At 42.7% G+C, this 19,366-nt stretch carries 13 protein-coding genes and 1 tRNA gene; 7 read left to right on the top strand and 7 right to left on the bottom strand.

Annotated features, from left to right (window positions below; translation table 11 throughout):
- Positions 1–3: 3 nt before the first annotated feature.
- Genes BUB81_RS14505 through BUB81_RS14490 form a run of 4 tightly spaced genes read left to right on the top strand, consistent with a single transcriptional unit; the run spans position 4 to position 6,215 of the window.
- Positions 4–2,796 carry a DEAD/DEAH box helicase gene (locus BUB81_RS14505; RefSeq protein ID WP_073324029.1) on the top strand — a complete coding sequence of 931 codons (2,793 nt, stop codon included), beginning with the start codon at positions 4–6 and terminating at the stop codon, positions 2,794–2,796.
- A complete protein-coding gene (pglZ, locus tag BUB81_RS14500; RefSeq protein WP_073324027.1) occupies positions 2,793–4,796 on the top strand; it encodes a BREX-3 system phosphatase PglZ in 2,004 nt (667 codons plus the stop codon). The genes BUB81_RS14505 and pglZ overlap by 4 nt, the downstream gene beginning before the upstream one ends.
- On the top strand, positions 4,789–5,508 hold the full coding sequence (locus tag BUB81_RS14495; RefSeq protein WP_073324025.1) for a hypothetical protein: 720 nt from the start codon (positions 4,789–4,791) through the stop codon (positions 5,506–5,508). The genes pglZ and BUB81_RS14495 overlap by 8 nt, the downstream gene beginning before the upstream one ends.
- A complete protein-coding gene (locus BUB81_RS14490; protein WP_073324023.1) occupies positions 5,505–6,215 on the top strand; it encodes a hypothetical protein in 711 nt (236 codons plus the stop codon). Before BUB81_RS14495 ends, BUB81_RS14490 begins: the two co-directional genes overlap by 4 nt.
- 15 nt (positions 6,216–6,230) lie before the next feature.
- Here the strand turns inward: BUB81_RS14490 and BUB81_RS14485 are convergent, their stop codons facing one another.
- The 6 genes from BUB81_RS14485 to BUB81_RS14460 all read right to left on the bottom strand — a co-directional run bounded on the left by BUB81_RS14485 (position 6,231) and on the right by BUB81_RS14460 (position 16,152).
- Positions 6,231–6,533 (bottom strand): hypothetical protein, encoded by a 303-nt coding sequence (locus BUB81_RS14485; RefSeq protein WP_073324022.1) that lies wholly within the window; start codon positions 6,531–6,533, stop codon positions 6,231–6,233.
- A gap of 232 nt (positions 6,534–6,765) precedes the next feature.
- Complete coding sequence (locus tag BUB81_RS14480) at positions 6,766–8,337, bottom strand: nuclease-related domain-containing DEAD/DEAH box helicase (protein WP_073324021.1); 1,572 nt, start codon at positions 8,335–8,337, stop codon at positions 6,766–6,768.
- A 10-nt stretch (positions 8,338–8,347) separates the two neighbouring features.
- Complete coding sequence (locus tag BUB81_RS14475) at positions 8,348–9,886, bottom strand: hypothetical protein (RefSeq protein ID WP_073324020.1); 1,539 nt, start codon at positions 9,884–9,886, stop codon at positions 8,348–8,350.
- Positions 9,883–11,085: a DNA/RNA helicase domain-containing protein gene (locus tag BUB81_RS14470; protein WP_073324019.1), complete on the bottom strand. Its 1,203-nt coding sequence runs from the start codon at positions 11,083–11,085 to the stop codon at positions 9,883–9,885. Before BUB81_RS14470 ends, BUB81_RS14475 begins: the two co-directional genes overlap by 4 nt.
- Positions 11,085–12,929, bottom strand: a complete 1,845-nt coding sequence (drmB, locus tag BUB81_RS14465; RefSeq protein WP_175555817.1) for a DUF1998 domain-containing protein — start codon at positions 12,927–12,929, stop codon at positions 11,085–11,087. Before drmB ends, BUB81_RS14470 begins: the two co-directional genes overlap by 1 nt.
- On the bottom strand, positions 12,919–16,152 hold the full coding sequence (locus BUB81_RS14460) for a helicase-related protein (RefSeq protein WP_217653469.1): 3,234 nt from the start codon (positions 16,150–16,152) through the stop codon (positions 12,919–12,921). Before BUB81_RS14460 ends, drmB begins: the two co-directional genes overlap by 11 nt.
- A gap of 381 nt (positions 16,153–16,533) precedes the next feature.
- Between BUB81_RS14460 and BUB81_RS14455 the strand changes: the two genes are divergently transcribed.
- Positions 16,534–16,968, top strand: coding sequence for a hypothetical protein (locus BUB81_RS14455; RefSeq protein WP_073324017.1), 435 nt, complete (start codon positions 16,534–16,536; stop codon positions 16,966–16,968).
- A gap of 145 nt (positions 16,969–17,113) precedes the next feature.
- Here the strand turns inward: BUB81_RS14455 and BUB81_RS14450 are convergent.
- Positions 17,114–17,190, bottom strand: a tRNA-Arg gene (locus BUB81_RS14450).
- Between the two features lie 158 nt (positions 17,191–17,348).
- Between BUB81_RS14450 and BUB81_RS14445 the strand changes: the two genes are divergently transcribed.
- Together BUB81_RS14445 and BUB81_RS14440 are read left to right on the top strand one after the other, a co-directional pair.
- Positions 17,349–18,620: a hypothetical protein gene (locus tag BUB81_RS14445; RefSeq protein WP_073324015.1), complete on the top strand. Its 1,272-nt coding sequence runs from the start codon at positions 17,349–17,351 to the stop codon at positions 18,618–18,620.
- A gap of 204 nt (positions 18,621–18,824) precedes the next feature.
- Positions 18,825–19,217: a c-type cytochrome gene (locus BUB81_RS14440; protein ID WP_073324013.1), complete on the top strand. Its 393-nt coding sequence runs from the start codon at positions 18,825–18,827 to the stop codon at positions 19,215–19,217.
- Positions 19,218–19,366: the final 149 nt, after the last annotated feature.

Genomic DNA, 19,366 nt, shown 5'->3' with positions numbered 1-19,366 from the left:
ACCATGGCATGGCAAGCAGGATGCTGGCTGTGGAGTAAAAGCCAAGAATGTTATGTTCAGTTAGTTGAAGAGCACGACTTATGGCAAATACCATACTGTACGGTTCTCGGCTCAAACGAGCCGGATACCTTCTGTTTGCCAAAGCATGATTTAGCTGAAACTGGCCCAAACTGGCACAAGACACCGTTTGGGCTAAGCTACATCGCGACTGCCGCTCGCATTGCCAATGCGCAGTCGGAAGGCGACTTGCTCTCCCCTTTAGAAGCTAACGTTATTCCCTTACCCCACCAGCTAAAGGCGTTACGAAAAGCCTTTAGCCACTCGCAAATTCGTTATTTATTTGCTGATGAGGTGGGGTTAGGTAAAACCATAGAGGCTGGCCTGGTTATTCGAGAGTTAAAACTTCGAAGAATGGCTAAGCGCATATTAGTGTGCGCACCAAAAGGCTTAGTCAGCCAGTGGTTAAGTGAAATGCTGCAGCATTTTAATGAGACCTTTCATCTCGTGCAGCCAGGCGACTACAAATCTATCGATTCCCATGAAAATATATGGACTCGCTACGACCAAGTAGTGTGCTCAATCGACAGCATTAAACCCATTGAATATCGCAAAGGCTGGACTACGAAACAATTACACGCCTACAACAAAACTCGTTTTGATGATGTGCTAGCGGCCGGCTGGGACCTGATAATCATCGATGAAGCTCATCGCTTAGGCGGCAGCACAGACCAAGTAGCCAGATTTAAACTGGGACAAGGGCTTGCTGATGCTGCACCCTATTTATTGCTATTGTCGGCTACGCCGCATCAGGGTAAAACAGATGCCTTTCACCGCCTTCTGAGTTTATTGGATGAAAAGGCATTTCCCGATGTTAGCAGTGTAACCAAAGAACGCGTTCAACCTTATGTGGTTCGTACTGAAAAAAGCCATGCAATAAACGCTGAAGGTGCACGGCTTTTCAACCAGAGACAAACAGAATTAATCCCTGTCTCTTGGGGTGAGCATCATAAGCTCCAACGCCAACTGTATGAGGCAGTTACCGACTATATCCGCGACGGATACAACCAAGCCAAGGCGAAACGCCAAAATGCCATCGGCTTTTTAATGATATTAATGCAACGCTTAGTGAGTTCCAGTAGCCGTGCTATTGCTAAGACCTTATCAAAACGCCTAGAAGCGCTAGAAGCTAATCAATTGCAGGCAGAAATAGAGTTCTCTGATGACTGGGATGATTTAGATGGGCAAAGCCAAATAGACGACCTCGTTCAAAACAGTAGTTCCGGCTTAGCGAATGAAAAACAAGAAGTCTCCTTTTTGCTGTCATTAGCTGAACAATGCATTGCCCAAGAAGTCGATGCAAAAGCCGAAGCCTTATTGAGTTGGATTTATCGTCTTCAACAATCTGAGCAAGATCCAAACCTTAAAGTATTAGTTTTTACAGAGTTTGTGCCTACCCAGCAGATGTTAGCGCAATACCTCTCTGAGCGCGGTATAAGCGTAGTTTGCTTAAATGGCTCGATGGATTTACAAGAACGCAAGCAGGTTCAACAAGACTTTGCAGGGCAAACTCGCGTGCTTATTTCAACTGATGCCGGTGGTGAAGGCTTGAACTTGCAGTTTTGCCATGTTGTGGTGAACTACGATATGCCATGGAACCCTATGCGGGTTGAGCAGCGCATTGGACGCGTAGACCGTATAGGCCAGCCCTTCGTAGTAAAAGCATTAAACTTTGTGCTTGAAAATACCGCTGAACATCGTGTGCGCGATGTGCTTGAAGATAAGCTACAAATTATTCTTGATGAGTTTGGGGTAGATAAAACGAGTGATGTGTTGGATTCCTCAGCCAGTAATCATGTGTTTGATGAATTATTTATGACTCAGGTGCTGGATCCTGCGAAGCTCGACCATGAGCTAGCTAAGGCACTTGAAATACTGCGCGATAATGCACAAGAAAAACGTCAACAGGATGCATTATTCGGTGGTGACATTCCGCTACAACTTGATGAATATAAAAATGCCTTAAACCATCCTATGCCCTATTGGGTAGAACAAATGGTTTCGTCTTTTTTGCATTGGCAGAAAGCATTAGGAAAGCCAGCCTCTATAAATCGCAATGCAAAAGGCTTCTTGGATATAACCTGGCCTGACGGTAGCACTTCTAACAATGTTACCTTTAGTGGCAAGCAGGCTCAGCAAACAACTAATGTGAATCTTCTAACCCTGGAAGAACCGAAAGTAAGCGAGCTATTGCAGAAACTAGCTCCATGGGTACCATCAATGCCCATTCCACAAATTCGGCTAACGCAACTTCCTTCAGGCACTAGCGGATTCTGGTCACTTTGGCGTATTTCGCTTACTTCTAACCAAAATAATGCATCACGCTATTTACCATTATATTGCAACTCTGATGGGCGCTACTTCGCCGCTGCATCATCTAGGATTTGGGAGGCGATTTGCCAGCTAGAGTTTGATGTACTCCAAGGTGCAATTTCAGACGATATTACGGGCCCTTCTGTCATTCCGATGTTAGAAAGTATCGCCCAACGAGAGGGAGAAGCCCTGTTTAACACACTACACAATGAATATCTGATTGAGTTAGAACGTGAAGTATCCAAAGCCGAGTTCTCTTTTGAAGCAAGACGGAGAGCGATAGAGCGAATCGGTTTATCTGAGGTTAAACAATACCGATTAAGGCAACTCGAACTTGAGCAAATAGCCTGGAACGATAATATCTCAAATCAACGCCAGGTATTTCCTCAACTACAGTTAATGTTAGCGGTTGAGATAGTAGGATGAGTAGTTGGTCTGATAGTTTACTAAATAAGCTGAACTTAGACGGTGCGTTTGTCTATATCGTAGATGATGCAGATGGGCTTTGTTTTGAGCCACTAATATCAAACGCCTTTGAAAACAAGCATGCGCTATTAATTGATGAGCAGGATCCTCTGGCGATACGGTTGAGCTTTGAACAGTGGCGAGATAAAAAAGCCACAACACCATTGCTAATTCGAATTTCTGATGACCAAGTGCTGGATATTCCCTATGACATTTCAGTGCACGCCAAACGGATAAGTTTTCACTTGGGAGACATTTGTCCGGAGCTTGACACTCAAGCATTACGACATATACCACCGTCGGCATTTCAATTAGTAATAGATGCTTTAAAGGCTTATCGTCCTGGGAAATTAGCCCCTCAAGCCAGCACAGATTTTATCTTGAGGCATGTTTATAAAATCGCGCCGGAAGTGATTCAGAGTAATGCCGATGTCGTACGCTTACTTATCAGAAAGCATTACATTGGTATTGCAATGCCTGCGTTCTTTGAACAACGTTTAGTGACGCTCTTAGAACTTAATCCAAAACTTAAAGACTGGAATTTTGTAGCGTTAATTCCTAGCAAATCACAGTTTTTTGAGTTCTTGCAACAGCAGTGGTCTAGATACATTGCTTCTTTACGACCAAACCAAGCGACTGAAAACCCACTCTACTCCCGAAAAGATCTAGTCGTGCCATTTGACGATGCGGATATACGCATACTCATCGACAACTTATTTGCTGATGGCGTGTTATTACCCGTCACTTTAGACCATAACGACCTGCCAGAAGGCCACTGGGCGGCAGTTGGAATTCAAACGCCTTACATTAACGTTGAATATGAACGCTGCAAACGTCTATATGAGCAATCTACTCGTGATTTTGATGCGTTAGATGATAGCGCCATGTGCCATGAGTTCTGGAGAGAGCAATCGCATGGTTTAGGTATACTCAATGCACTGAGTTACAAACTAACCGAAGATGATATTGACCCGATTAAACTGAAGTTGCTCAAAGATAAAATAGCAGCGCTGAACTCAAAAGCAGACACGTTATTTGAAAGCTGGTTGATTAAGCACTTCGCCGCATTACAAACGTTACCCACTGTTAATGTGCCTTTGATGCTCCACAAAATACCAAACTGGCTAGCAAGCAAAGTCGCATGCGATAAAAAAGTGTGTCTGCTAGTGATGGATGGATTAGGCGCAAGGCAATGGCCATTACTGAGGAAACTGCTGCAGGAGAAGGCATCTTTACAAGTAGAGGAACATAGCTGTTTTGCATGGGTGCCAACGATCACCTCTATCTCTCGCCAAGCGCTTTTTTCTGGTAAACGCCCCTTTGCGTTTGCAGATTCTCTTTTAACAACGAGCAAAGAAGGAAGTTTGTGGCGTGATTTCTGGACAGATCACGGGTTAACCCCGAATCAGGTGCTATTCACGAAAAAAGCGGAAAACCTAAATCAGGAAGCGTGGCAAAACCTTATCTATCCATCTGACATAAAAGCCGCCGGCATTGTTATTAACTTCGTTGACGAGCAAATGCATGGTATGAAGGCTGGCATGGCTGGCTTGAATTCTGTGGTCGAGCTTTGGCTCAAACAATGGGGCTTTATTGATAAGATAGCAGCATTAATCAATCAGGGCTTTGAGATTGTATTAACAGCTGATCATGGTAGCCAAGAAACTAAAGGCATTGGCAGTATCAGTGACGGCGTAAAAGCTGAAACTAAAGGTGAACGAGTCAGAATTTACAACACAACTCACACGCAACTTAGTACAGCAGAATCGATGGATGAATCTGTGGTAGCATGGCCGGGCCCTAGTTTTGGGTTACCGCAGAATTGCTTTCCCGTTTTGGCTAAAAGTGCTTATGCATTTAAACCGAAAGGTGACAGCGTAGTAGGACACGGCGGTATTAGCTTACATGAAGTAGTCGTTCCACTAGCAGTCATAACTTCAAAGCCAATTAGATATGAGTAAATTTACTAGTTTTAGCCGTCACTTAGATAAAGATTGGCTTGATCAAACCCTTTATTGGGTAGCGAAGGGAGTTGATAATTCAACACTAAACCAATCAATCGAAAACATGCTAACTAACACGGTCAAAACACCAGAAAATCGACGTAAAGCGAGGAACTTGCTGGTTTCGATTTGGGGCCCGGACAAAAATCCGGGCTCGCGTGACTTTGATGAAACAGCATTGTCGCTTTACCGTAAGACAGAGCAATCAGAATTGGTTTTACAATGGGGCAAGCTAGTTGCTCGTAAGCCATTTTTTGCCGATATAGCTCGATTCATTGGGCGATACAGTAGACTCAATCCTAGCTTCCAATATGCGCAAGTTAAAAAACGCATGTGTGAACTATATGGAGATACAGAGTCTACTGCTCGCTCTACACGCGCCGTACTAAAAACAATGCAAGAGCTAGGTGCGTTGCTAAAAGACGAGGCAGGGGTAATTACAATTGCACCATCGATACTTATCAATGATGCAGATACTATCAATTGGTTACTCAAAGGTGTATTAGAAGCTGACGAACAGACCAGTCGAGCATTAGATGAAGCACTGCATGATCCTATCTGGTTTCCCTTCCAGTTTGGTTTCAATGCAAATCATATAGACAGCAAATGGTTTGAGCTGCATCAGCAAGGCAATAACTTATATTTATTTCTTAAACAGGATGTTCAATGAAACCTGCAATAGGCTTTAATCGCCATTTGGAGATGGCTTGGCTCACGCAAACTGCCACATTTGCTGCCAGTGAGATAAAAGGAGCTGAGCTCAAAACACGCATAAGCTCATTGCTTGAACCGGCTTTCACAAGCCAAGTAGCGATGGATAAAACACGTAATTTGCTATTTGGTATTTGGAATACGCAAACTAAGAGTGTGCCAGAACGTTTCCAAACAAAGGCCTGTCAATTACTCCTAAGTCACAGTGAGCAAAGTTTGATACTGCACTGGGGCCTAATGATCGCTAAATACCCATTCTTCTATTTTGTTGTAGGGCAGATTGGCCGTATCGCTCGCCATGACGGCGTGTTTGTTTACAGTCAGCTGGAACAGAGAGTAACTGAAGCCCACGGCGACACATCCACGATAAAGCGTTCTATGCAATTCGTTGTTCGAACATTAATGAACTTAGAGGTTTTATCTAACCCTAAAACCGGGATGTATCAACTTCGCAAACCTTTAATTGTGCATGCAGATGAGCTTATAGCTTGGCTCGCAGAAGCTGTTATCCATGCGAATGATGAAAAGAGCAGAAGCTTAGATAAAATTAATAATGAGCCCGCATTTTTCCCGTTTGAAGTGGTATTTAATGAAGGCAATCTTATCAATGCCACAATGTTAGATTTGCACCATCAGGCCTCTGACACAGTCGTGTTTGTTAGCTAATTTGAAGCGCAGCACTTATTGCCAATGTGCTGGGATCTTAATTTCAAAGCTGGACTCAACATAGCGTAACGTAGCAAGAATTTCTTGGTGTCGGCGCTGGTTGTAATTTACCCCGGCTTTGCGTGCTTCAACAATTTGTTTTAACTCCGCTAGATTAAACATACCCAACGCATAAAAATTGCCCCAGGTCGGTTGGCCAAAAAGGTTATAAATAACCACTGTACTGTCCCGCTCGCTTGCTAAACGATTTTCACCGGTAATTTTTAGAGCTGCGGCTTCAGCTTCTTCACGATCTTCGTATGTGTTTAGTAGTTTCAATTACTATCGGTTTCCATTCAATCTCTATTAATAGGTGCGACTTTACCAGCCAAAAACGCCAACGCTTGTTTCCGCTCTTCAAATAATCATTTAGGTTATCATCCTACTCAACACATTACAGCTTAAGGTTGAAGCAGCATCAGATTAATCCAATCTAGCGTTAGCGTCAGCCCTGCTTGCCCGTAAGCCTGAGCACTGCTACTGACAGCCGTGATAAATTACCCAAATGTTATTAACCTTTCCACAAGCAATAGAGCTTTGCTCTGGCCCTTGTCATTCCTACGTAGTACAGAGCTTTATTTGCCTCGAGATTCATCACAGATGGATGGGCTAGATCAATGAGAATAACTACATCATTCTCCAGGCCTTTGAAGTCTTTAATTTGGGAAAAAGTAACACCGTCGAAGGGTAATTTCCTAACTTTGTAGTCATCTAGCTCAGAGATTAATTTACGTGTCGCTTCAGGCAACTCAGCTACTAGGGATTTTCTGATATTTACTGGCGAAAGTATGGTGATTGAACCTGGCAGTAACTCCGAGCTGGTTAATTCACTTACCAACCTGTTTAATTCGCTCACTAATTGCTCTTTACTTCCTCGATATTCTTCAACGTCAGGGCCATCGGCAAGAGTAGGAGAACCAACATCGCAAACAAGCTCCCTTTGAACAGCTTCTAATATTTTCGAAGTATTTCTGCAATTCACACTAAGTGGAAGTACTGTAGGGTTATTTCTGTTCTTCAACCACTCTAGGGCAGTTAAATCCAGTTCATCTAATAAGTTGGATTGGTTATTAGAATCATGAAAGAAGTACCATTGGCCATCATCGAATCCACCAGCGAGTAACGAATCCAAAAACTGTAAATCCCGGAAATTCAGTAAGTCCTGCCCTTCATCGACAATTAATGCATCGAATGTTTCAAGGCCCGAGCGTCGTAACACGTTGTTAACGGAAGATATTGTTGCTATCGCTAAATGCTCGTTTTGAATCCTCGTGGTCAGGTAATGCCTTAACCAAGAAGACTTGCAAACTAAAAGCGTATTCAGGCCGTTAGCTACTAGCCTCCTCGCAAGTTCTGCGGCCAGAAACGTTTTACCCGTGCCCGCACCACCCTGGCAAATCACGCGTTTATTTAATTCAGCGATATCGACAAATTTGTATTGCTCTTCAGTTAGCCGAACGGATGATTGGTCTACCTGGCGTACTTGATCAAATAGTGGCTGTATAGTTTCAAAGTCTGGACGTAAGTAACTCGCTAACGCATCGACATCCTCTTGGCTTAGCAGATGATCATTATTGGGCCTTTCTAAAGTCCAGTATTCGAACAACGCCTTTAGCCATTGATTAAAATTTCGAAAATCACGGCTGTCACAGATCATTTCTCTATCCCACTCTCCACCATCACAGTGCCATTGGGTGTCTGGGCAAACGACTGCATAACCTATTGGATATCTAACCTTGTTAGGGCTCAGAAAGTCGTTAATTTTATTAGCGATAGCATGTACTGCTGTATTAGCTTGGTGGAAGGGATCCTGTATTTGATCAGTTCCATTTCTACCCGATGTTGTCCATTTTCCATCTGAGTACTTTATAGTGCCGCCTTTTACTTCTAAAACGTAAATACCATAAATTGAAACAACAACGAAATCAGCCTCACCAACCCTTTTGCTGTCATGTTTAGTGAGCAGGAGGGAATGAAATGCCTTAGGGTGATGATCGGCAAATTCAGAGGCGGCAAGCATATCAAACACTTTAAGCTCCGCATTACTTTTCGTTTTATGGGGCTTCCCTGGAATTAGCTTCACCAATCACGCCTTATTTGAATATGCTTAGTACTTTGTTGAAATTGAAGAGTTCTTTCGCATCTTTTATCGTGGCAATTTGCATCATGTGTTCGAGGTTTTCATAGTCAACCTGTGCAGTTAGTTTTGGCCGAGATGAAAACTTAATCGCGTTTCCTTTAACAATATATTCATCTTTTGTGTTCAGAACCCATGATAGAACGTCTCCCTCATCTAAACCGATATAAGAAACAAATTGCTGTAGGTTATCTTGCGCTTTTGGATTAATTGAATCTTTGATGAATTTGTCAAATAACAACGGAGGCTGACCCGGCCCCTTTATTAACTCAAGTCTGTCACCTGTTCTTCTATGTAATAACGATACCATCTGATGGGAGACCCATTCTCTAAGACCTGAAACGGAACGAATTACCTGGGGGGTTCTTTTAACGCCTCTGAACAATCCATAAAAAGTAGCGATCAAGAAATAGTCTTCCTCAGAAAAATCTTCATGATAAAACTTTAACGCTGTTTCTATATGGTCTCTGATAAACACCATAGAAATTAATAGATATGGCTTTGAGCTACCAGCTTCTTCATTTTCATAATGACTAATAAGTTTAGCAAAATAAGTATCCAGGTCATCTTCGTAGGTCCGTTCAACTATTTGCCGTAGCCTTTTTGCTAGTCCTGACACTTTTAAATATGCTTCTGGTATACCCTCTTTGTGTTCGAATGCATTCAGTAAATCATGCTGGATAGTCCCAAAATCCCCTTCACTTGCTGTAATATCGAGAATCCTATTGAAGAATATGTCCAAATCATTCAGGCACTCTGAACCGGTTGCCCAGCACTTTAAAGCTGAAAGATGCTTGTTATTGGATTCACCATAGTCATAATCAATTAACTGTTTAAACAAATGACAAGATAATCGTCCATTCTTTGTTTGGTAGTAAGCTAGCGATAACGCTCCCCCGAAGGCGAAGGCCTTTTGATAGTCAATCGTTATTTCTGAAATGCCCTGGAGATTGTTCCCGCTGACATACATGTCAGATACAAACCCCGCTGACGTAATAGGCTGCTTTTTTTGGTTAAACAGTTTTGAGTTATTAAGGAAAAACTTTGTTGGAAATTCGCCAAATTGGCGTTCAAATTCACTTTTCAATCGGCCACTAGTTTTCGAATCCTTTAATATAACATTCTTGATAGCGCCAATTGGCAAAGGCGCAGGCAGCAAAATTTCGTCTATATCGTAATCATCTATCTGGTCGAGACTAGGTAATTCATATAACCCATGACTGTTTCGTACATGAACAGCGTTCGAAGAAAGTAACTTCAATTCTATCTCTGCAATGCATGCATCAAGATTTGAATCCTCCGACACTGCCAGCTCTAATGCTTCAGACAAATTGCTTTGAGAACAGATTGTGATATAGCCCTTGGGTCTTTGAAATTGGATATCACAAAGGTAAGAGTTTCCTGTAAATGCTTGCCTTTCTACAATCATATTACAGTCAAAGTAATATTTAAGATTCTCTGTATTGGTTATCAGGAACCACTTGGTTGCACTCATATTTTAATTCTCTTCAGAAGTTCGTACTCTTCAATTGTGTTATTGCGCTCAATTTGAAACGTCTCACCTTCTGGCGGAAGGATGTCTTCAATGACACTGTTTTGAACCTCGCTTTTCACTAAAAACAATCGTTCACGCGCCCGGGAAGCCATGACATACATTCGCTTCTTTAAGGACTCAATATCGCCACCAACCGCCTTAAATCCATCAATAATGATGAAAACCTCGTCAAACTCGATACCTTTTACGGACTTGTCGTTCAGAACAACAATTCCGCCCTGTGAAAAATCAATGTTCACGTTACCTTTTTGTTGATAGTAATAAGTACTGACTACAGGAGGTGCTTCTCTCCTCTGTTTCTTATCATTTTTGAGATCTCGAGCCCAGTGCTCTCTCTTAGTTTCATTGGCTACAAATAACCCTATTAATTTAGAAGGATCATTATCGTATGAACTTAATATCAGTTCTTTTACACTTTCGAGTTTCTCGTATTCATAGAGTATTGGTACATGGGCTGATGGTTTATTTGGTAATTCAGGCTTTGGGCTAGACTTATCTGTATAGAAGTAATTCGCAAACGCTGATATTGGCGTCGTATTTCGCCAATTCTCCTTTAAATGGATTATTTCGTTTTTATCTAAACCTAATACATCCGCAAGTTCATCTTGAGATGAATTTTCTTCGGTGATTTGCTGATTTTGGTCTGCTACGATAAAAAAGTTTTCTACATTTAAAGACTCTACCGCTTCGTACCAACCTTGAGGTAAATCCTGCCCTTCATCAATGATAAAGCTTGTTGTAGAGCAATTTGCGTTTAATGCTTCAAAGCGCTCTATTAGAGCAGGATAGTCAGGCTTGTGGTTGTCCTCTTCTGGCATTTTCGCTTCATGATAATTAGCTGCTGATCCACCTGAAGCCTTCCACTGAAATTCATAGAGCCACGATATCGCGGTACTCATATAGGCTTCGTTTGAACCAGCAAGCTCCTTATTTGCATGGTTTAACACATGGTTAAATGACAAAAAGACTATATCGTTGTCGGAAGCATATTTTCTGAGTCGCCAAAGTGCGACCACAGACTTTCCTGTTCCTGGCGCTCCTACAACCAGGTACTGTCCATCTACGGGCTTGCGAATTGCCATTCGCTGATCTTTTGTTAATTCATGCTCTTTAGGCAGCTCAAAAATACGTTTTGCCATTATTTACTCACAAATTCCCTTAGTGGTGGGATCCCTTCTTCTGGTTTTCCCTTAATAAACACTCTATCCAAAAATACATTGTTATAACTGCATGACGTATCAGGTATGAGCACGCATCCATGACAAGCCGCTCGATTTAACCAAGAAGGCCCTTGTCCTTCGATGTCATTACAGACCGGGTCCATGGAGCACCACTCAATCTGTCGAAAAACGGCATCCAGAAGGCGCATAAAACGACTTGGCTTTGCCTGCCCGACTATCCCTCCCAGAGAGCCTGCAATATCAGGTACTGCAGTATAAATAAGTATTCCGGCCATTTTTCCCTCTGAAGAACTATAAATACGCTCTTGAAGGGAGGCTGCAGGATATCCTGCTAATGTTTCTAACTCTCTAATGAAAGCGTGAGCTATTGTATGAAGAAGAATGAACCGGGAGGTAGGAGTAGCTTCATCTGGTAAAGCAATTTCTGAATCCTGATACCTGGTTTCGATTTCTGATGCACGCAATCTTATGAGAGCTTGCTCCTCCCATTTTTCCAAACATGTGTGATTTAGGGTGAAGAATATCCCTTCTCCAAATAACTCAACTGCTGGCAGCCAACCAATTGAACCTGTGAAATCAGGGTTTACTGTAGGGATTGGGTCAAACTCATCTACATCGCTAGCAGCTCTTTGAAAACCTTTGTAAACTTCAATAACCCTTAATCGATTTACTGCAACTAACTTATCAACAAGATTCGATTCGATTCTAATTCCATCACTTTCAGCTATTGATTGTAAGTAGCTCTGCCACTCGCCAGTTAAGTGTGTCGTGATAAAATCCGCATTGCTGCTAAATTCCTGTTCTGTAGTCAGTGCTTCAAATTCATCTGAGATCATGTCTGCGGAAGTAATATCGTCGAAACTAATATTATTAGCAGACTTGTCTCGATCGATTTCGTTAAGTGCAGCAAAAAGTTCTTCTTCTGTGCACTTTAGTTCTCTCATTGCTTTCTTTTTTTCGCGTTGTTTCTGGAGATTTCTTTTTGCCCCTTTGATCGCTGCAACCAACTGAGATTGCTGCATCAACTTATACACGAGAGATTCTTTATCAACGTTTGATTCGGGCGGTATAACTAATGCCCGCTCGCTCATTGCTGAAAAAACACGCGGATCATTAACTTCCATTACAGTATATGTTATTTGATCGACGCCAACCGGCTTGCGTTCAGTTAAGCCTGGTTGTTTATGGGTATTGTGGTGGAAATCAGTGCCATCTATCTGCTCAGTAGCTTTGCACTTCTTGCAATGAATTTCCCAACGACCTCGCTCATTTAATTCCAGCTTGAGATAAGCTTCATGTGTGTTATGCCTACACTGTTGCTGAGCAGCTGTATTAGATTTTCGATGACAGATGTAGTGCCAAGGTACATCCATAAGATCGCCGTGACTGCTTACTGCGCACCATGTCACTTGGCTGAGACTTCCTTTAGAGCAGGACGAGCATGTTATTTTTTGACTTATGTCGGCATTAGTATTGGCCCAAGGCTTAAAGTACAAAACATTACAGTTGTCGCACCTGGTCCAATTCGGAAACCGTAAAGTAGGAATTGTCCCACCTTTTATTTTCAGATTGGAGTCTCCATCAATTGAAGCTTGAGGAGGAAGCATCAGATCACTGGTAATTTCTAAGTGGCGCTTGACTCGCTCTACTGCATGAAGCTTAGTAAGGTATTTTAATGGCCACGTTGACGTATCTTTTACGAAGATCAATAGATCATTTTGATCACGTACGACAGCACCGACTCCTGCATGCTTAGTTAGATGAGAAAATCTTACCGGCGTAAACCATTGCTTACTCTTCAATTCGTGTACCTCCATCCACTTCAAAAAGTCCTGTTTTTTCAACGTTACGCATTGAATTTAAGGTAGTCCATAGACCAGATTTAGCTTTTTTCTCCTCAAAAGAAACCAGCAAACTACTTGCAGACTTATCTTTAGAGTGGAATCGTAGGTTAGTCGACGATTCCACTTCGCGCTGCCAGTCTTCGACTAATTTGGCAAGGTGTTTTTTACACTCCTCAAATAAGACAGTTCTTTCAGACTTGTCTCCAATCAAAGCACATCTAATCCTGTTTTCTAATAATTTAATAATTTTACCAACCAACATATCTTCAGAACGAAAATTCTCTGCATCTGAATTTTTTAATAAGCCACCTTCGCCATGGCGAAGTGCTGATACTAATGCTGCATGAAGTGCTCGCTTTCGAACCTGGGTAGTAAAAGGAGTAATACTCGAAGGTTCGACAAAGCGATAAAATGACCGATGGTAAGCTCTAAAATTTTCATAATGAGACAGACTTCTAGCTTGTGTTTTATAGTAATTAGTAAAGACAACACCTGGTGTAGATCCTCGCCCAACACGACTGCTAGCTTGGATGTATTCTGCTGTTGTTAGTGGCTGCCCGTTTATGACCATCAATGCGAGTCTGGGCTCATCAAGTCCAACAGACACCATATTTGTTGCCAAAACAGAATCTATCGAATTAGCATCGTTAGTAAAGGGGGCCTTTAGCCCTTTGAAAACAGCAGCATTTTCCTCTGCAGACTGATTGCTTGTTAAAGACTTAATTTTTAATCTTCGAACAGGAAAAAAGCGCTTATAGAGTCGCTCATACTCGGTATTGCCTCTTAAAATATCGGGAATGATACCGCTGAAAAAGCCTCCTTGAACTGTACTTTTGTCCTCTCTTATATGCTGCGCAAGTCCAAAATCGATTGATTCGAGCCGTTTCATAAACTCAGCAAACATTAAATTGCGCTGAACTTTTGGCACGCCACTTTGAAAGTTTGTTCTACTATTACCTACACCTTTCAAACTGCCGTGGTAAACCATTTGAGTCCACCATGCATCTTTTAGTGCTTTGTCTTCAAAGCAAGCCTGCGGGGCTGAAGCCAACGCACCAGCCAAATGCTCTAAACAGTTTGTTCTTTTTTGGCCAAACGCCATATAACCAACATATAAGCGACCAGGCTTTACGCTTGTAGGTACTTCTTTCGCAAAATAAGAGTCTTTTTGCCTTAATCCAACTGGCGGAAATACTGCTGATTTCTCTCTCCCAAATAGCGCCTGGACCTGCTCTTTCGCCTGCCTAATGGTAGCAGTAGATGCAATAAATTTGGGGTAAACGCCGCGAGAGACCAGAATTGATTCAAATCCAACTTCATACAGGCCGACAATTGAACCTAATGCCCCGGATATAAGGTGTAGCTCATCCTGTATTATTAATTCAGGAGGTCGATTTATTGCCCCACCAAAGAACGAAACAGCCCTGTCTTCCCAAGGTAACCGAGCAAATTTATCTACCGTTGCAATAAGTAAAGTGGGGGGGCATGCGTAAAGCGCCTCGTCAACAACATTAAACGGCAAGTTCCCGCTATTTAGGTTCCCTAATTTGCATTGATTATTGTGACATTCAAGTGAAAAACTACTTTCACTTGCACAATAATTATGAATAGTAAAAGGTGTTGAGCACCATGGGCACTCGTGCAACACAAATTTACTTAAATTTCGATTATTAATAGCTTCTAGAGATTGCCGAAAAGTATTTGGAGAAGAGTCACTACCAAGCCATAGTCCAACACTAAATGGCTCATCACCTAAATCATCTGAATCACTACGTATAATTTCAAGAGCCGAGACCACTTTACACGCTCTAATAAACTGTTGTGATGTTAACAACCGCAATGTATAGCGCATGATCGCGGCAGTACCACCGCCACTACTTTTATACTTCAGACGTCGATAGACAAATACTAAAGCCATCACACCTAGATAAGCTTCCGTTTTACCACCGCCTGTTGGGAACCATATTAAGTCGACACAATCTCGGAAGTCGTTATCTTCATCAATTGAAGATTCTAGCGCTAAAAGTAAAAACGCTAGCTGAAAGGGCCGCCATGAGTAGGGGGTTGAATCAGGAGTCGGACCATTCAATTCCATCTGCATCAACATGGCCTGATTAGCTATGGCGAATGCTCTCTTTGCCAATTCGTCGTGCCTTAATCGAGAGATACTGCTCCTCATGCGATGTTTGGCCTCTTCCATGCGCCCGACTATTCGCTTAGCTACCGTTATTTCATCACCCGTTTCAGATTCAGCATACTCAGCCTGCTGGTCTATCCAATCTTCATATCCATCTACAAAACGCTCTAACTCATTAATAACACATTCAGCAGATTCAATTGATTTTAGAAATCTAAAACTCAACACTTGATCTGCTTTACCAGTGTTAGCAGTTACTTGAGGCACTTCAACTGCAGGCATGAAGTCACTGAAAAACTCTACGTATTCATCACTAACTTCCCAATCGACAGCCACACCATGGCCTATGGCATATACACGCTCGTCTTTGTAACGTAATTCTAGTTCCTGTTCTTCTTCGCTTAATAATGAATGACTAACTCTTGGGTAGTTTTGCAGTGTATCTTTTAGGACAAAGCACTTAAGCTCGGCTTGAAATATTGAATTTTTTGCTGTGGCATCTCGTTCAGACTCTTTTTCACGCTTTTTCTGAGAGCTAATGTTACTTAGTGATACGGTTACAATATTGCCTTTACCATGTTGCCTGACCTTTACATCTATTCGAGCTCTGCCATGCATCACTATAAATTGGGAAGATTGCGCAAGAGAAACTTCGACTTCTTCTCCGTCGTCAGAGACAAGAGGTTCTCTACTCCAACTGATGCGATTGTTTGTTTTTTCCATCTTGGAGTAGGAGAAACCACTGAAAAAAACCCGGATAGAATCTAAGGATTGATCTACATAAAAGGAAAAACCCATTGATGAAGGGGGCTGGTAACGGACTTTCCTAGCATTATTTACTATGGATGGTTCTTCATCGCTAGCTTCGTCTTCTTCATCATCATTCATTTCATAGTCAGTACCACCAAATGGGTATAAAATACCTGTTGTATAACAGTTAAATGGATTGGACTCCCAAAGGATATCATCGTTTAAATAACCTCCAGTTAAAGAGGTTTTAATCCAGTTAACTAATTCTCTTCTTGCCTTACTATAGTCCGTCATAAAACTTGATCGATTCCTTAACTTCATACACATTTTCTATTTAAAATATGTAAATAAGCTCTTCTATTTGTGGATCGAAGCAATTAAATAAACTAATCCATGCCCGTTAGAATTGGCGCGCTGTGCTAACCACAAATATAACATCGATTATGCGCAATAGTCTTTATATAACAATCAGATACAAGATACAATACCACTACATATCACATCTTAAATAAGAATGCTTTTTAGGTAAGTTTCTGAACTTGAGTAAAATTGTGAACATGTGTAAATTTTATAACTACTGGATACCGTTTATAAATGTCTTGATGCACTCTATTAGATAGAAAACAAAGTTCCAGATTAGTCGAAAAACACCAAAAACCATTAGATTACCAAACGATGCAACCTGTAAAGCTTGAGCGTCGCTTATGGATTAAACGTCGCGGCAAAAAACCTATTTTTATTGTTGCTCATGACCTACTCATTGTAGATGCAAATGCATTAACAAATAGGCTCTTACTGAAAATGCCTTTACCGGATTTAATGAATGAGCACATTTCAAAGCCCCATGACGGGATTTACCTATTTCCGTTTAGCGTGCACTGGTTAATCTTAGACAACCCTATTTTTGCGTCATGTCGTCCAAAAGAAACTGTTGAAGATTTTTTAAAAACGCTTAGACCAGAAGAATATCTGTTATGTGAACAAGATTCTTTCCAGAATAAAGCAACATATTGTCCTACAGGTCAATTACCTGATATTGAGTTATTCATTGAAGAAAAAAAAGAAAATAATTTGACTGTTATACGCCCAGCCTTTTCTAAGCCTGTGTAGACATAGTAATGCATGCAACTATCGCCAAAACTCACCGACACAACCAAAACTTCGAATAACGATAGTAAATACTGACCACATATTCCGGAAGCATCTGAAGAGCGCTTTTTGAAAATTGGGAATTGGTGTAACTGATTGATTTGAATGGCGCACCCGATAGGATTCGAACCTATGACCTTTGCCTCCGGAGGGCAACGCTCTATCCAGCTGAGCTACGGGTGCGTAATGAGTGGCGCATTATAAGAGGTCGGCTGCAAGAATTACAGTAAAAATTAAAACTGCCTTTTGAGTTGGTTGGTTTTTGGTCGGTTTAATCAGGTTTTGCTTATTCCATTTGAATACCCTAGGCTGGTTAACTCGTTCAATGTTGGGCCTTTTTTATGCGTGAATTCTGCGGTTCTCTCTGGTTACTTTTTGCCTGTTCTGTGGCGAGTATTGGCGTGTGTTTTGCCGATGAACAAAGTGATTTGGCCTTTTATGAAGACGTGTTTAGCGCGGCGCCTTATGAACCGGCTGATACCTCGCATTATTTGCCGTCTTGTGCGCGAACATTGGATTCAGATGCCTATAAAACCGTCGCCGAGTCCGGGTTGGGCACTGGCTGGCAGAATCGTATTGCCCACGACTGGACCTTTTTTGATGTGCCCGCCACACAAAGCAAAATTACCGTTATCGACTACGCGCAAACGCCTTCGGGGCTGGGGTATCGCTACCTGGCCAATGCCAATACGCAGTCTGTGGTGTATGAGCCGTGGAGTTCGTCTAAGGTGATGGCCATTGTGGGAGCGCTTAGCAAGTTCGAGCCAAATGTGGCTGCAGACACCCTGGTTGGCAATGCTCGCCTAGCCGATTTAGTTACTAGTGTGCACAGTTATGCCGAGGCCGGGCTGGCCGATGGCAATTCCAACGCCATTGCGACTTACTTTGCCAATGTCGCGAGTCGCGATTACATAACGCAGTTGTTTCACGCTGGCTGGATACACACAGCCAATGCCAACGTGCGTTTTCGCGGGGCGTATGGGCCGACTGCGTTTATGCCGGAGTCTAATCTATGGACTTCTGCCTCGCTAGGCTACAGCCAAGCCGTTGCGCACTATGCGGAAGGGCCAGACGATCCGGGTTATCAAACCTATCGCTGTGAGCAATGTGGGTTAACTGGTAACAAACCTATGTCTACGCTGGCAGAGGCGGAGTTTTTAAAGCGCCTGGTATCGGGCGAGCGCGAACCGCTTACGCAGTTACCAGGGTTTGATAACAGCGATCTCACCATGTTGTTGTATGCGCCGGGCCATAGCAGCACGGCTGGCAACGTGGGCGGTATGATGTCGGGCATTGGGCTTATGCTGGCACGTTCAATTGCTACAGCCCTTGCGCCAAATGATAAACGTGAACCTAATGTGGTATTGGATGAGCTCACATCGGGCAAGTGGCGCTTATTCCAGAAAATTGGGGCAGGCCCCAGCGAAACCCGCCAGCAGGGTGAAACCGTATTGCTGGCGCACGTTTGCCTGCCGAACGTTCAGGGTGGTCGTGAATTTACCCTGGCTGTGCAATCAGAGGTACCGGGTAACAACGACGCTGCTGTGGGCAGAGCCGCCAAGGCCATGCAAGCCACATTGAATACCAGTATGGCGCAACTGCTTGCGCATTAGTGTTTACAGTGAGGGTTATTCGCTGAGTGGAGATTACAGCCGCGGTGATCTAAATTGCAGTGTGAGCAATAAAAAATAACAGTTTTCTACTTATTTTGATGTAGTTTGGCTAATCAATTAGTCTCAAACAGTTGTCGCCGCACAATTAACCATTATAATCATGCGGATTAATATTCCTAAGACCGTAATGCCTGGAGACAAAAAGTGAAATTAAAAACTTTGTTAGCTATGGGCGCTGCTTTTTTTGCAGTTTTCGCAGTAAATGCACAACAAATGTCAAACGACGCGATTAAAGATCGCATTAAGCCAGTTGGCGCAGTTCACATTGCTGGCGCGGCTGCCGCTGCCCCTGCAGGCGCACTGTCTGGTGAAGACGTATACAACAAAGCCTGTGTAGCGTGTCACGGCGCGGGTGTACTGGGTGCGCCTCGTTTACAAAACGCCGCAGACTGGAAACCGCGTCTGGAACAAGGTTTCGACACCGTATTGTCTCACGCTATTAACGGCTTCAACGCAATGCCTCCTCGTGGTACATGCGGCGCCTGTAGCGATGACGATATTAAAGCCGCCATCGAATACATGATCGAAGGCGTTTAAGCTGATTCTGCCTGCCTGAGCAGCCACGCTGTTCAGGTAAGCGCTTCTCTCCGCTTCAAAATTTACCGTTTTGCCAAAATTCTGGTGCTTTAATAAGCGCTAGAATTTTTGCTGCGAATAAGGTAGGTTAATCGTTTATCGTGTGCAGG

This window comes from Marisediminitalea aggregata (assembly GCF_900129565.1).
Taxonomy (GTDB): Bacteria; Pseudomonadota; Gammaproteobacteria; order Enterobacterales; family Alteromonadaceae; genus Alteromonas; species Alteromonas aggregata.
This window is presented reverse-complemented; position numbering and strand designations above follow the sequence as displayed.